Here is a 14466-nt window from a genome sequence, read left to right as displayed (position 1 = left end):
ATTTCAAATATTGGCGATATGCTTATGGATGTATCTCAGGAAACTGGAAGCACGGCGCTGTTTCAAAGCCGGTTTCAGGCATTGACCGGCCATTCACCCTTCCGCTGGCAGGTGCGCCTGTTTCACGAATTTACCGGTAATTGCCGCCCTGATGCACTTGATCTGCCGACAGGGGCGGGTAAAACCTCTGTCATGGTCATCTGGTACCTTGCCAGAGAAGCTGGCGCGACGGATTTGCCGCGACGCCTTGTTTATGTTGTGGACCGACGCGCGGTGGTGGACCAGGCCACGGTAGAGGCGGAGAAAATCCGCACCTGGGCAGCCACGCAGGGAGGCGACCTGCCAATCTCCACCTTGCGCGGTCAATATGCCGATCGGGGAGACTGGCTCCGCGACCCGTCCGCGCCCGCAATTATTGTCGGAACGGTGGACATGATCGGGTCCCGACTGCTGTTCGGCGGATACGGGGTCAGCCGCCGAATGCGCCCCTATCATGCGGGCCTTTTGGGCATGGATTCTTTGATTGTATTGGATGAATCCCATCTTGTGCCACCTTTTGAAAGGCTGGTGGAACAGATCACCAAGCGGGCATCACGCCCTGAGGGAGAGGATTTCCGACAACTTGCGCCGCCTGTCGAACTGCTCACCCTGTCAGCCACGGGAAGGCGCGAAGGGGAGAGTGTCTTTCGACTCAATGAGGAGGAGAAAACAGAAGGTCCGGTAAGGGAACGCCTGACAGCCGATAAAAGCCTGCGTTTTGAAAGCATTGATACCAGCAGTCTGCCTCAAACCCTGGCCGAACGGGCCTGGGCGCTGACTGATGAAGGCAATCGACCCGGACGAATCCTCATTTACTGCAACAGGCGGGCCGATGCTGAAGAAACGCTGGCCGCCATCAGAAAACTGGCCAAATCGCTTAAGTTACCGGAAGAAAACACCCAGCTTCTTGTGGGCGCACGCCGTGTGCATGAGCGCGAGGAGGCCAGGCGTGCACTGGATCAGTTAGGTTTCTTCTCGGGCGGCGTGCAAAGCGATCTGCCCGCCTTTCTGGTGGCAACGTCAGCAGGCGAAGTGGGGGTCGATCTGGATGCGGACCATATGGTCATGGACCTGGTGCCGATTGAACGCATGGTGCAAAGGCTTGGGCGCGTCAATCGGCTGGGAAACAAGCAGTCGGATATTATCGTCCTGCACGGTGATGTCCCCAGCAGCGACAAGGACCATGATCACATTGCGGAAGCCACGCGAAAACTGCTGGGTCATCTTCCCGAACACACAGACGGCAGCCTGAACGCCAGCCCGCAATCCCTTATGGAATTGATGGATGAGCATTGGCGGGCAGTTGTGAATGCCTCCACCCCGGCGCCGCTTTACCCGGCCTTGAACCGTCCGCTTCTGGAAGCCTGGTCCATGACCAGCCTGAGAGACCATACAGGGCGGCCCGAAATCCAACCCTGGCTAAGGGGATGGGTGGATGAACAGGAACAGACCAGCCTTGTCTGGCGCCGCCACCTGCCCGTGCGCACGGATGGCGGTGTCGCCGAAGCGACAGAGATCGACACATTCTTCACAGCGGCGCCCCCTCATCTGGCGGAGCGCCTCGAAACACAGACCGACCATGTGTGCGACTGGCTTAAAAAGCGCGTACGCGCCGCGGCAAAACACACCGGCCCATGCCCGGCAGACATGCCCATACCGCTTTGGAAGCAGGGTGTGGTCGCCTTTGCCCTTGATCGTACCAACGACGTGGTGGGCCGTTTCTCCCTCGCGGAACTGTCTGAACTTCTCAGAACCAAGAAAAACGCCGTAACGAATTTATCCGGCAAAACCCTTGTGCTGGATGCCCGGATCGGCGGCCTTTCGAACGGACTGCTTGCCGATAAAACGCACGACCCGGCACCGTCCGCGGATGACGAAAACGGGTGGCTTTCGCCCCCAGACGATGCAAACGCCGCGCCGCGCGTGCCGGTGCGGGTGCTTCGATCATCAGCGTCAGTAAACCCGGACGCCGACAGCGAGGGCGATGCCGCAACCGAACCGGAAAACTGGCAGCCTGTCCATTCCTTCGTTACGGCCACCACAGAAGAAGGCGCGCCCACATCATGGCTTGTCGTGGAAAAATGGCACGGCGAGGACAGCAGCGAAGACGCGCGCGCCATCACGCGCAAAAGCCAGTCCCTTGAGGAACATCAGGGCTGGGTCGCAGAAGAAGCAAAAAGACTGGTCGCGGCCCTGGGGCTTACCCATAGCGCCCCGGAGATCGCAGACGCTGTCTGTCTCGCCGCGCGGTATCATGATGAAGGCAAGCGAAGCCGGGTGTGGCAAAACGCGTTCAACGCACCCAAAGCGGACGGCCCTTACGCCAAGACCAGGGGGCCGGTTCGCCCTTCCATCCTGCAAGGCTATCGCCACGAATTCGGCTCCGTTCTGGCCTTGGACGGGCACGATGCGCCCGAAGCCCTGCCGGAGACAATACGCGACCTGACCCTGCATCTGATCGCGGCCCACCATGGCCAGGCCCGGCCCACTTTATCCGTGAATGGCTGCGACTCCCTGCCACCATCCGCCCTGGCGGATAAGGCGCAGGAGGTGGCGCTGAGATTCGCCCGCCTGCAGGACCGGTTCGACCCATGGGGGCTTGCCTGGCTGGAAGCAGTGGTGCGCGCGGCGGATCAGCGCGCCTCCCGTCGGCTGGATCAAGCAGTATCTGAGTGGGAGGGCAACCATGGCTGATCATTCCATCCCCGTGGACCTGTTCAATCCGGGCCAGGTCTTTGCCTGTCTCGGCTTTCTGGAAGCGGCTGATGTTCTGCTGGGGGGCGCCAAAGGCGGATTCAACTGGCACGACGAGGCCGAACCGCGTTTTCACATCCACGCCGCAGGGGGTGAAAATCCGGTGGCGACAGTGCTGAATTTTCTGGCCCGTGCGGAGGTGAAATCCATTGCCCCGCAGGGGTCAAAAAATGATACCCGTAAATGGAAAATTCCCACAATACACGCGGCTCCGGAAGACCCCTTCCCTTTTCCCGATCCGTCAAGCCCCGCCACCTTGCCTGCCATTCTGCGCGACGGCGACCAAGCGATCACGCTCGATCATTGGGGGGATGCAACCACACGGGACAATGTGAAGTTCTGGGCCGGGTCCGGGGGCTATCCCGGCGCCGCCTTCACGCAAGACTCGCTGGCCCTGTTCAGGGATGCAGCAGACACCCTCACAGAAGACCCGTTCTCGTTCTCGGTAATACAGAGTAGCAGTTTCCGCTTCGACTGGCGCCGGGACTATATCCCCATAGATGCTGGCTTTTCCCCCAATGACCACCAGACCATCAGCATGACCGGCTATCCGGTGGTGGAACTTCTGGCGGCCATCGGCCTGACCCATGCCCGCCCGCAAAGACACACCAAGCTGGAATACCGATATGGCGTGGCAGGCACACAGCACGGCACGCTTCTGCCCGCACTGTTTCACCGCGCCGCGCTGGGCTGCGCCGCCCTTCCCTTTCCCCACCGTTCGTTCCGTATGCAACTCGGCTGGCCCGGCCAGGAAGGCCAGGCCCGCTGCATTCTTGACGTCACAGAGGAGCCAAAACCATGACCACGCTCACCCAGGACATGATCAATCAATGGGCCGACGATGAAAACGGCCCGGTCGCGCTGCACCTGAAGCAAAAGCTGATGCCGGTAGAAGGGGAAGGCGGCGTGATATTCCCGCCCACCTATGCAGACATCGGCTATAATATCGACGACCTGTCTGACGGCACCAGAGTTGCCACCATTGACAGCGTGGGCGCCCAGGCCAACCGTATGGAGCCGATTTTCAAACACAGCCCCCACGCCGACCTGATCCCGCAGATCGACATTCAGTACGGCAACGAAAAAACCGTTTCCATCCTTGATGCCGGCCACCGGCTGGGCGATGCTCTGATCCGCTGCGTTGAGCCCGATGACGCAAGCGGGTTCGACCTGAAAAGCGCCGCGCATGATGCGTTCCTTGCCCTGAAAGACCGGGAAGACGCCAGCGAAATCGCCAGGATCGCCCCTACTTCACTTGTTTTCGGCGCCTGGGATTCCCGCGATACACAAGCCAAGCTGCCCCGCATCGTGCAATCCGTCATCCGCGCCTGGAATGTGGAAGAATTACACCGGGCCGCCCAGTACAACCCGCCGATCGACTATGCGGAAACGGACGTATTCACCGAATCCGACAAGGAAAAACAGGAAGGCGACCCAAAAAGCCCGCTTGCAAAACGCGGCTATGTGCATGTGCCTTCAGGTAAAACCCATGGCGGCATCATTGCCAGAGACGGGATTGAACGCACCGTCACCCTGAATCTGGTCGCCCTGCGCCGTCTGGAAGGGGATAACGCCCCCGCCCTGCGCCGCTATGTGCTGGGGCTGTCGCTGGTGGCGGCCACCGCACCGCTGGACCCGTTCCTGCGCCAGGGCTGCCTGATCGTACCGGACCCGGACACCCCCGCCGAATGGTCCCTTGTGGGCCGGGACGGGGGCCGCAATCCCGTGCCGCTTGATGAAAGCACGGCGCTGGCATATGCGCAACAGGCCGCTTCCGGCTTTGGCGTGGGGTCGTCTTACCGCTTGAACTTCAACAAGCAGCAGGCCCGCGAGGACGCGAAAAAATCCAAGACCGCCAAAGCCTCCTGAGCGCTGTTATGACCCGCGCATTAATCATATCCGTCTGTTTTCATGATGGCCGCTATCATGGCACGGGGCCGTGGCCGCCCGCACCGGCACGGCTGTTTCAGGCGCTGGTGGCCGCAGCCGCCGAAGGGGGCGATGTGCCCGCGAATGCACAAGCGGCGCTCGCCTGGCTGGAAACACTGCCCCCGCCGGAAATCACCGCACCAATCGCCCGCGCCGGGCAGGGATATCGCAATTATGTGCCCAACAATGATCTGGATGCCAAGAACGGCGACCCGAAAAAGGTTGCAGATATCCGGACGCCCAAGCAGATACGGCCCTATCTGTTCAATGCCGCCAAGCCGCTACTTTATTGCTGGCGGTTTTCCGATGATCCCGAAAACCATGCCCGAACAATCGCCACCATCACGGACAGGCTCTACCAGCTTGGCCGCGGTGTGGATATGGCCTGGGCCAAGTGTGCGATATTCGGCAAGGATGAAGCGGACAAGCATATCCACGCGCACGGCGGCGCACACAGCCGCCCGGCGCCGGGAAATGGCAACCTGCTCCCCTGCCCCGCACCCGGCTCTCTGATCAGCCTGATCAACCGCCACAAGGCATTGGAAAAGCGCCTGACCACATCAAAAAAGGGCCGCTCGATGAAGACTGCCTTCACACAGCCCCCAAAGCCGCGGTTCCAGGATGTGGCGTATGACAGCCCGCCCACGCGGCTGCTGTTCGATATACGGAACCTCGCCACCCGCCGGGCGGATTTCCACCCGACCGCGCTCACTGATGTTGCAAAACTGGTGGAGACTGTGCGCGACAAGGTGGCGGATCGGTTAAAAAAGGCCCTGCCCGACCAGGGCACGGAGATCGACCGGGTTTTTGGCCGCGTCAAGGCCATGGGCAACGCGGACAAGGCCCAGCGCATTCGCATCATTCCCCTGCCATCTGTTGGCCACCCCCATGCGGAATCATCCATCCGGCGAATTCTGGTGGATGTTCCGCCCCATTGCCCACTCCCTTCCGGGGATATCCACTGGGCATTTGCCGGTGTCACCCTGTCAGAGCAGACAAACCCCCACACCGGCGAAATCGTGCAAGACATCCAGTTGACCGATACAGACAACCCGCGCATGACCCGCCATTACGGCCTGAATCGCGGCGCCCGCATCTGGCGCACCATCACCCCCGCCGCCCTGCCGGAAAAGGCGGCACGCCGCCGCATCGACCCGTCCGAAACCCGCAACAAGCCCAAGGGCGGTGGGGAGCGTGGGCAGGAAGAAAGCCGCGCCGCCCATGCCGTGCGCCAGGCATTGCGCCATGCCGGGATCGATACGGCGACCGCGCAAATCCATGTCCAGCGGGAACCCTTCCACGCAAAAGGGGCGCGGGCAGAAGGTTTCGCCGCCCGCACCCGCTTCTCAAAGCACCAGCTCTGGCATGTGGAAATCGCCTTTGAGGCCCCCGTCAAAGGGCCGCTCATTCTGGGCAACGGGCGCTATCTGGGGCTGGGTCTGATGGCGCCTATGCCGGATGCCCGCCGCAGGGTCGCGGCCTTTGCCATTGAAGGCAGCCCCCCACCCGCCAAAAGCCACGGCCCGATCATCCACGCCCTGCGCCGGGCGCTGATGGCACTGGACCGCGATGTGACCGGCGCTTTATCGCCCCTGTTCTCCGGGCACAAGCCCGATGGCCGACCTGCGGGCAATGGTGGGCACGAACATGTGTTTCTCACCGCCGACCACGACGAGGACACGGGCACCCTTTCCCGCCTTTATGTCATCCGGCCCGACATGGCGGACCCGCAGACAAAACTGGATCATGGCGATAAAGATCGCTTCGAACAGGTAACAAACGCCCTTGAATCCGTCCGCGCCGGGCACTGCGGCGTGCTGGCCCTGCGCCCGCTGCCTGATCCTGAAAATGAAAGCCGCCTGTTCGGGCAGGGGCGGGTCTGGGTCAGCAATACCCCCTATCGCGCCACGCGCCATCCCAAGCGCCGGGATGACCGGCGCGCCTTCATGGAACAGGACGTGCGCCGGGAACTGCACCGCCGGGGCCTGCCGGAACCGGCTGACGTCACCATCCTGTCTTGCGGGGTTGAACCGGAAACGGGGCCTTATGCCCGCATACGCCTGCGTTTTGCCGTGGCGGTCAGCGGCCCGCTGCTGCTGGGCAAGGGGGCACACAGGGGGGACGGAACCTTTATCCGCGCCGAATGATCCATGCCCAGGCACCCGCACCAGCATACACTTCCCCTGCCCGCGCCGCCCGCGCCGCAGGATACGCCGCTGGTGCCAGTCAGAATGGTCAACGAATGGGTCTATTGCCCAAGACTGGCATGGCTTGAATGGGTGGAAGGGGAATGGGCCGACAGCGGTGACACCGCCGAGGGTCGCCGGGTCCACACACGGGTGGACAGGCAGGAAGGCGCTCTGCCCCAGGCACAGGATCTAACCCCGGAAGACGGCCTGAAAACACGGGCTCTCACCCTGTCTTCCGAAAAACTGGGTATCATCGCCAGAATCGACTTGTTGGAAGCGAAAGACGGGCGGGTCACGCCTGTGGACTACAAGAAAGGCAAGCGCCCCCATGTGGAAAAAGGCGCATATGAACCGGAACGGGTGCAGGTGTGCGCACAGGCCCTGATACTGGAAGACAGCGGCTACACCGTAACCGAAGGCGCCCTGTGGTTTGCCGGATCCCGCGAGAGAGTGCCCGTCCATCTCGATGAAGACCTGCGAACCCGCACCCTCACCGCCATTTCAGACCTGCGCCTGGCCGCTGCGGCGGGGCGCAGACCGCCGCCGCTCGAAGCCAGCCGGAAATGCGTGTCATGCTCTCTCGCCGGCATATGCATGCCGGACGAAACCAATTTTTTCCGACGCAATCATGTGCCGCGGCCCCTGAACCCGTCAGACGATCCCGCCCTGCCTCTGTATGTGCAGACACCGGGTGCCCGCATACGCAAGGATGGCGAAACCCTGCTGATCACCACCGATGACACCAAGACCCGCGCCCCCATCATCGGCATTTCGGAACTGGTGCTGATGGGCCCCGTTTCCCTGACCACCCCCACACTGCACGCCCTGCTAAGGCAGGATATTCCGGTCACCTGGGCATCCGGGGGTGGCTGGGTTCTGGGCCATACGGTCAACACCGGATCAAAAAATGTGGACCTGCGCACCAATCAGTACAAAGCCAGTTTCGATGATCGGCGCTGTCTGGCCATCGCCCGCGGCCTTGTTGCCGCCAAGATACAGAACAGCCGCACCCAATTGCGGCGAAACTGGAAGGACAAGACAAGGCGAAACGATCGGGATCATGCCCTTGATCGTTTGAAACGGCTGGTGGATCGCAGCCACCACGCCCCCGAAACAGCCACGCTTCTTGGGCTGGAAGGGGAAGCAGCCGCCATCTATTTTCAACATTTCGAACAGATGCTCGCACCCGGCAAATCGGGCTTTCCGGCCTTTGCCTTCCATAAGCGCAACCGCCGCCCGCCCGCCGATCCAATGAATGCCCTGCTGTCTTTTGCCTATGCCCTGCTGACCCGCACCTGGCACACAACCCTGTCCGCTGTGGGCTTTGACCCCTATCGTGGCTTTTATCATCGCCCGCGCCATGGCCGCCCGGCTCTGGCGCTGGACATGATGGAACCGTTCAGGCCGATCCTGTCCGATTCCGTTGTGATACAGGCAATCAACAATGGCGAGATACAGCCCGATGGCTTCACGATCCGGGGCACCGGATGCACCATGAAACCAGCCACGAAAAAAGCCCTGATTGCCGCTTATGAACGCAGGCTGTCACAGGAAACCACGCACCCGGTATTCGGCTATCGCCTGTCCATGCGGCGCCTGATCGAAGTGCAGGCACGGCTTCTGGGTCGGTATCTGGATGGCGAATTGTCCCAATATCCCCACTATCTGCCGAGATAAAGCATGGCCGAAGAACGCCTATATATCGTCGCCTACGATATCGCCGATCGCAAACGCTGGCGGCGTGTCTTCAAGACCTGCCAGGGATACGGCACATGGTTGCAGCTTTCGATTTTCCAATGCCGCCTCACAGCACGCCGCCGCGCCGATCTGGCCGCCCGCCTGGAGGCCCTGATCCATCACGATGAAGACCACGTGATGCTGATGGACATGGGACCAGCAGAAACCGTGGACCCGAAGGTGGAAAGTCTGGGCAAGACCTTTACGGCGCAGAAACGGGAAGTCATAATCATATAAGATAAGACAGGCCCACGAGCCCGGTTGCCGCCCTGTGTGCGAGGGCTTTGATGCTCGCTCAAACCCCCGCAGCGCACGCAAGGCAACAAAGCCTTGTTTTTCTTGCGTTCTTTGATATAGTGAAGACGATAAACGGATGTGGTTCCGGGCTTTGTTACCATGCGCCAACACAGCCCTCGCACAGACCGGAAAATCACGAGCCCTTTTCAAGACTTGGAAACAGGCTCACTTCCGCGGCCCACCGCCGCGGCCTCATTGAAGCAAGAGAATGTCTCCTTCATCCCGAAAGTTCTGCTCCACCACTTCCGCGGCCCACCGCCGCGGCCTCATTGAAGCCATGCGATGGCTGGTGTGTGCCGTTCTACCATCGCGCCACACTTCCGCGGCCCACCGCCGCGGCCTCATTGAAGCTCGGAACTCCCGCTGTTAAAAGCCGCGACTGTTTGCACACTTCCGCGGCCCACCGCCGCGGCCTCATTGAAGCGGTCACGAACGCGCCCAGCGGGGCGCCCTCTCCATCAGTCACTTCCGCGGCCCACCGCCGCGGCCTCATTGAAGCATGTCTTCCGGGTGCGGCTGATAGACCGTGATGGCGTAGGGCACTTCCGCGGCCCACCGCCGCGGCCTCATTGAAGCGCTGGTGTGCGGGGATGCTCGCGCGGCGGCGGTTCAGCACTTCCGCGGCCCACCGCCGCGGCCTCATTGAAGCGCCGCGAGCTGGACGTGGCACAGCAGGGTGCTCATGCCACTTCCGCGGCCCACCGCCGCGGCCTCATTGAAGCGCAAGGCTATTAGCGCCGCTGGCGCTGACGGCGAAATCCACTTCCGCGGCCCACCGCCGCGGCCTCATTGAAGCAATCGTCTCAGTCATTGGTCGGTCTCCCAATCATTTCACTTCCGCGGCCCACCGCCGCGGCCTCATTGAAGCGGGTCCAGATAAAGCCGCTCTGCTTGCGGTGAGACTTCACTTCCGCGGCCCACCGCCGCGGCCTCATTGAAGCTGCTCGAAGTATGCAGCGACACGGTACGCTTTGTTGGCACTTCCGCGGCCCACCGCCGCGGCCTCATTGAAGCTTGGATCAGGCCCGTTTTCTAGCCGCGATGCAAGCGCTCACTTCCGCGGCCCACCGCCGCGGCCTCATTGAAGCCTGGAGAGGTTTATGAACGACCAATTTTTCCACTGCAATAACCACTTCCGCGGCCCACCGCCGCGGCCTCATTGAAGCGTGTGCCCAGATGTTGAGAAGCGTGGTATAATCAGTCCACTTCCGCGGCCCACCGCCGCGGCCTCATTGAAGCTATTTGCACTTGCCGCAATCGTGACAAGCGTAGCGGCCACTTCCGCGGCCCACCGCCGCGGCCTCATTGAAGCTCGAGGGTGCCCCCGTGCTTGTCCAGTTTTTCGCGGACCACTTCCGCGGCCCACCGCCGCGGCCTCATTGAAGCGTTAGCAGCCATATTATATCTCCTTAGTGTGTTGTGTCACTTCCGCGGCCCACCGCCGCGGCCTCATTGAAGCGCTCTTTCGTAGGGAGGCAAGACCCGCTCCACCACGTCGCCACTTCCGCGGCCCACCGCCGCGGCCTCATTGAAGCAATGCGGTTTCGCTGTCGGGGTGCGCAGCCGTGATTCCACTTCCGCGGCCCACCGCCGCGGCCTCATTGAAGCCCGCCCATCGTCTAGGCTCCACTCCATCGAAAACTCGGTCACTTCCGCGGCCCACCGCCGCGGCCTCATTGAAGCGAAAGTGAGGGGTGTGTTGTAGGTGAAATGTGGGGGTCCACTTCCGCGGCCCACCGCCGCGGCCTCATTGAAGCCCGGGATGTGTCAAACGGCCTAAAAAGCGCTCATGATCACTTCCGCGGCCCACCGCCGCGGCCTCATTGAAGCCAGACCGGGTTGGGCTATGTGATCCCGCACGAGCGGCTGCACTTCCGCGGCCCACCGCCGCGGCCTCATTGAAGCAGTGAAGCGCCGCGACCATGTCATCATCCAGTTCTGTCACTTCCGCGGCCCACCGCCGCGGCCTCATTGAAGCGCCCATCAGCCCGGCTTTGGTGGGCGTCACAAGCGCACTTCCGCGGCCCACCGCCGCGGCCTCATTGAAGCCTAAGGTAGCTGCCCTATTGTGCCCTATCATAAAAGAGAGCACTTCCGCGGCCCACCGCCGCGGCCTCATTGAAGCGAGCGCCTCAATGCCAGCCTGTTCGGTGGCCGCTTGCCCCACTTCCGCGGCCCACCGCCGCGGCCTCATTGAAGCGCGCGTATCTGCGGATTGCGGTTCCAGCAAATCGCTAACACTTCCGCGGCCCACCGCCGCGGCCTCATTGAAGCCTCTTGAAATTGTTTTTTTGGGTCATCGTTTATCTCCCACTTCCGCGGCCCACCGCCGCGGCCTCATTGAAGCAACATAACCGCCCCCGACAGGGCCGGCGCTTCCAGCACACTTCCGCGGCCCACCGCCGCGGCCTCATTGAAGCCGTCTAATACACGATGTGCTGTAGATAGCATCTGAGCACTTCCGCGGCCCACCGCCGCGGCCTCATTGAAGCGTTGCAAAGAGGGGCGGACGGCCCGCACCTGCGGCGCTATCACTTCCGCGGCCCACCGCCGCGGCCTCATTGAAGCCGCTTCTACCTCAGCAGCAACGCCTGCTTCCTTGTTAAGCTGCACTTCCGCGGCCCACCGCCGCGGCCTCATTGAAGCGTGGGCACCCACGTGGATTATCTCCGCGACCGCATAACACTTCCGCGGCCCACCGCCGCGGCCTCATTGAAGCGGGTGCCACGCGCGGCGATTTTGCAGACAATGTCGCGCCCACTTCCGCGGCCCACCGCCGCGGCCTCATTGAAGCGTTGGTGATATTGCCGTTCAGATTGTCCCGCGCGAAGACACTTCCGCGGCCCACCGCCGCGGCCTCATTGAAGCTCCCTCACTGCGATTTCCTGAGCGCGAGTCACAATCCACTTCCGCGGCCCACCGCCGCGGCCTCATTGAAGCCGGAATAAGTTGGATTGGGATTCACTGAATCTGTTATTCCACTTCCGCGGCCCACCGCCGCGGCCTCATTGAAGCTGAGAGCAGGGCCACCGAATATTCCCGCGGGGGGACGGCCCACTTCCGCGGCCCACCGCCGCGGCCTCATTGAAGCGTCCACGATAATTACGTCCCATGGGAGTCGTCTGTCCGCACTTCCGCGGCCCACCGCCGCGGCCTCATTGAAGCGTGGCTTCGGCGATCAACGTCTTGTTGCCGCTGACGCACTTCCGCGGCCCACCGCCGCGGCCTCATTGAAGCCCGAAAATATCCGAGAGCGCGTGGCGATGATCGTCACCCACTTCCGCGGCCCACCGCCGCGGCCTCATTGAAGCACCCACCTTTCCCTGATCGGGATGAGCGCATAACGCCACTTCCGCGGCCCACCGCCGCGGCCTCATTGAAGCAGCGCCGATCAGGCGGCCAAACTGCAATTTACTACCGGCCACTTCCGCGGCCCACCGCCGCGGCCTCATTGAAGCAAAACCGTCGCCTTAAGCGTGGCGAGAAATTTTCCCCCACTTCCGCGGCCCACCGCCGCGGCCTCATTGAAGCCGCGACCAGCTCCCCACAGATACATTGGGACCGATCCCACTTCCGCGGCCCACCGCCGCGGCCTCATTGAAGCTGTTATATCAACGGGAAGAATCCCATAGTGCGGTCTGGCGCACTTCCGCGGCCCACCGCCGCGGCCTCATTGAAGCATGTGATCAGGCAATGCATCGTATTCTTCCCGTGCGGCCCACTTCCGCGGCCCACCGCCGCGGCCTCATTGAAGCACGTCGCGGGAGGGCACGATCTACGTTGAGTTTGACGCCACTTCCGCGGCCCACCGCCGCGGCCTCATTGAAGCGGTGTAAGGATCAAACTGGCGGCGATAAGGATGCCACCACTTCCGCGGCCCACCGCCGCGGCCTCATTGAAGCTGGCGCTGAAATTTGGCGCCCCGGCAAGCACCCTAGTTCACTTCCGCGGCCCACCGCCGCGGCCTCAATGGCGTTCTGAACATGTCAGGGTGTGCAGATGGGTCTTTGTGCAATCACACGGATCACCGGGCGAAAATGTGCACAACACAACGCCGCCCACCCGCACGGCCCAGCGCCACGCCGGACAGGGGCGGGGCGGCAAAATCGCGCTAGGTGGTCCGGCTGTACCGAACCAATCGGTCAGGCTGATTTAATAAGCTCTGGAAATAAATGGTGGGCGCGGCTGGGATTGAACCAGCGACCCCTACGATGTCAACGTAGTGCTCTACCACTGAGCTACGCGCCCCTGGGGGTGTGCCGGTGGTGTTTTTCCCACCGAACCGGGGCGGTTTTAGCCGTTGGCGCCGAGGGCTGCAAGAGCAAATTTTTGCGCCATTCCGGTGTGGCTTTCGCATCCGGGCTTGCCAGCGCCTTTCCGGGGCGCCTATCCTGCGGGGGTCATTCATTCCTGCAATCAGTGATCCGGTCATGCCCAGCACCGACCCGCCCCCGTTTTTGGAATTCGGCCCCGCCGCCTTGCACGGAGGGCGGGAAACGCGCTCCGGCTGCGAGGTGGTCTTTGCCGTGCCCCACAGCGGACGGCATTATCCGGCGGGCTTTGTGGATGCCAGCCCGCAAACGCTGGATCATATGCGCCAGGGTGAAGATGCCTATGTGGATCATCTGATCCGCGGCAGGCTTATGGCGGGCCAAGGCGGCGCCGTTCTGCCGGAGCGGGCGCATATTCTGGTGGCCACCCATGGCCGCGCCTATCTGGACCTGAACCGCGCGCGGGACGAACTGGACCCCGCCATGTTCCAGCCATCACTGCCGCTTTCCTCCGTTACACCCAGCGACCGCGTGGCTGCCGGGCTGGGTGTGCTGCCCCATCGGCTGGCGCCGGGTCGGCCCCTTTATCCCGGCCCCCTGCACCCGAAAGAGGCCACGCGACGGCTCGATGCCCTGCACCGCCCCTATCACGCGCGGCTCACCAGCCTTCTGGACGATGCCGCCCGCCGGTTCGGCCAGGCCGTGATGGTGGACTGTCATTCCATGCCCTCCCCCCGGCGCACGCGCCGGGAATCGAAGGCGAGTCGCGCGGCGTCAATGCGCCCCCCGTTTCGCCCGGTCAGGCTGGACGACGGGCCGGATATCATATTGGGCGACCGATGGGGCCGCAGCGCGAGCAGCGCCCTGATGGCCCTGATGGAATCCTGTCTGCGCGGAGAGGGGCTGTCGGTTCGGCGCAACCACCCCTATGCGGGCGGTTACTGCACCAGTTATTACGGCCAGCCCGTGGCCGGGCGCCATGCCATTCAGGTGGAGATCAACCGCGCCCTGTACATGAATGAAGACACCTGCCGGAAGAGCGCCGGATTCGACCCCCTGTGCCGGGCATTGCAACGGGCCTTTCTGGCGTTTCTGGACGAGGTTCCAGCCACCCTGCCATCCATACCGGGCATGGGCCAGGCGGCGGAATAAAAGCGTCGCCGATCCGGGGCCCCACCGCACCCACCACAAAAAAAGGAGCCACGCACACCGCGGTGCGTGGCCCAGGCTCAGGGAGGAAACGCCCACAG

7 protein-coding genes, 1 tRNA gene and 1 CRISPR repeat array are annotated in these 14466 nt (G+C 62.6%); of the genes, 7 read left to right on the top strand and 1 reads right to left on the bottom strand.

Features of this window, described 5'->3' with window-relative positions; genetic code table 11:
- Window positions 1–24: 24 nt before the first annotated feature.
- The 6 genes from cas3g to cas2 are packed head-to-tail and all read left to right on the top strand — an operon-like array spanning window position 25 to window position 8885.
- On the top strand, window positions 25–2733 hold the full coding sequence (cas3g, locus tag WGH93_RS03485; RefSeq protein ID WP_374763462.1) for a type I-G CRISPR-associated helicase/endonuclease Cas3g: 2709 nt from the start codon (window positions 25–27) through the stop codon (window positions 2731–2733).
- On the top strand, window positions 2726–3595 hold the full coding sequence (gene cas8g2 / locus WGH93_RS03480) for a type I-G CRISPR-associated protein Cas8g2 (protein WP_374763461.1): 870 nt from the start codon (window positions 2726–2728) through the stop codon (window positions 3593–3595). Before cas3g ends, cas8g2 begins: the two co-directional genes overlap by 8 nt.
- Window positions 3592–4662, top strand: a complete 1071-nt coding sequence (gene cas7g, locus WGH93_RS03475) for a type I-G CRISPR-associated RAMP protein Csb1/Cas7g (protein WP_374763460.1) — start codon at window positions 3592–3594, stop codon at window positions 4660–4662. The genes cas8g2 and cas7g overlap by 4 nt, the downstream gene beginning before the upstream one ends.
- Window positions 4663–4670: 8 nt before the next feature.
- Window positions 4671–6869, top strand: coding sequence for a type I-G CRISPR-associated protein Csb2 (gene csb2, locus WGH93_RS03470; RefSeq protein WP_374763459.1), 2199 nt, complete (start codon window positions 4671–4673; stop codon window positions 6867–6869).
- 3 nt (window positions 6870–6872) lie between these two features.
- Window positions 6873–8588, top strand: a complete 1716-nt coding sequence (gene cas4g/cas1g / locus WGH93_RS03465) for a CRISPR-associated endonuclease Cas4g/Cas1g (RefSeq protein ID WP_374763458.1) — start codon at window positions 6873–6875, stop codon at window positions 8586–8588.
- A 3-nt stretch (window positions 8589–8591) separates the two neighbouring features.
- The gene (gene cas2, locus WGH93_RS03460) at window positions 8592–8885 is read left to right on the top strand and encodes a CRISPR-associated endonuclease Cas2 (protein ID WP_374763457.1); all 294 of its coding nucleotides are present in this window, start codon (window positions 8592–8594) and stop codon (window positions 8883–8885) included.
- A gap of 226 nt (window positions 8886–9111) precedes the next feature.
- Window positions 9112–12921: direct repeats of the CRISPR family, unit length 36 nt; unit sequence CACTTCCGCGGCCCACCGCCGCGGCCTCATTGAAGC.
- A 197-nt stretch (window positions 12922–13118) separates the two neighbouring features.
- Here the strand turns inward: cas2 and WGH93_RS03455 are convergent.
- Window positions 13119–13193: transfer RNA gene (locus WGH93_RS03455), tRNA-Val, on the bottom strand.
- A gap of 182 nt (window positions 13194–13375) precedes the next feature.
- Between WGH93_RS03455 and WGH93_RS03450 the strand changes: the two genes are divergently transcribed.
- A complete protein-coding gene (locus WGH93_RS03450; RefSeq protein WP_374763456.1) occupies window positions 13376–14368 on the top strand; it encodes an N-formylglutamate amidohydrolase in 993 nt (330 codons plus the stop codon).
- Window positions 14369–14466: the final 98 nt, after the last annotated feature.

The organism is Yunchengibacter salinarum, assembly GCF_037658235.1.
In the GTDB taxonomy this organism is placed as follows: domain Bacteria; phylum Pseudomonadota; class Alphaproteobacteria; order Sphingomonadales; family Kordiimonadaceae; genus Yunchengibacter; species Yunchengibacter salinarum.
This window is presented reverse-complemented; position numbering and strand designations above follow the sequence as displayed.

Excerpts from the sequence above, each read along its gene's own strand:
- cas3g (WP_374763462.1), top strand. The coding sequence starts at position 25 with ATGGATGTATCTCAGGAAACTGGAAGCACGGCGCTGTTTCAAAGCCGG.
- cas8g2 (WP_374763461.1), top strand. The coding sequence starts at position 2,726 with ATGGCTGATCATTCCATCCCCGTGGACCTGTTCAATCCGGGCCAGGTC.
- cas7g (WP_374763460.1), top strand. The coding sequence starts at position 3,592 with ATGACCACGCTCACCCAGGACATGATCAATCAATGGGCCGACGATGAA.
- csb2 (WP_374763459.1), top strand. The coding sequence starts at position 4,671 with ATGACCCGCGCATTAATCATATCCGTCTGTTTTCATGATGGCCGCTAT.
- cas4g/cas1g (WP_374763458.1), top strand. The coding sequence starts at position 6,873 with ATGCCCAGGCACCCGCACCAGCATACACTTCCCCTGCCCGCGCCGCCC.
- cas2 (WP_374763457.1), top strand. The coding sequence starts at position 8,592 with ATGGCCGAAGAACGCCTATATATCGTCGCCTACGATATCGCCGATCGC.
- WGH93_RS03450 (WP_374763456.1), top strand. The coding sequence starts at position 13,376 with ATGCCCAGCACCGACCCGCCCCCGTTTTTGGAATTCGGCCCCGCCGCC.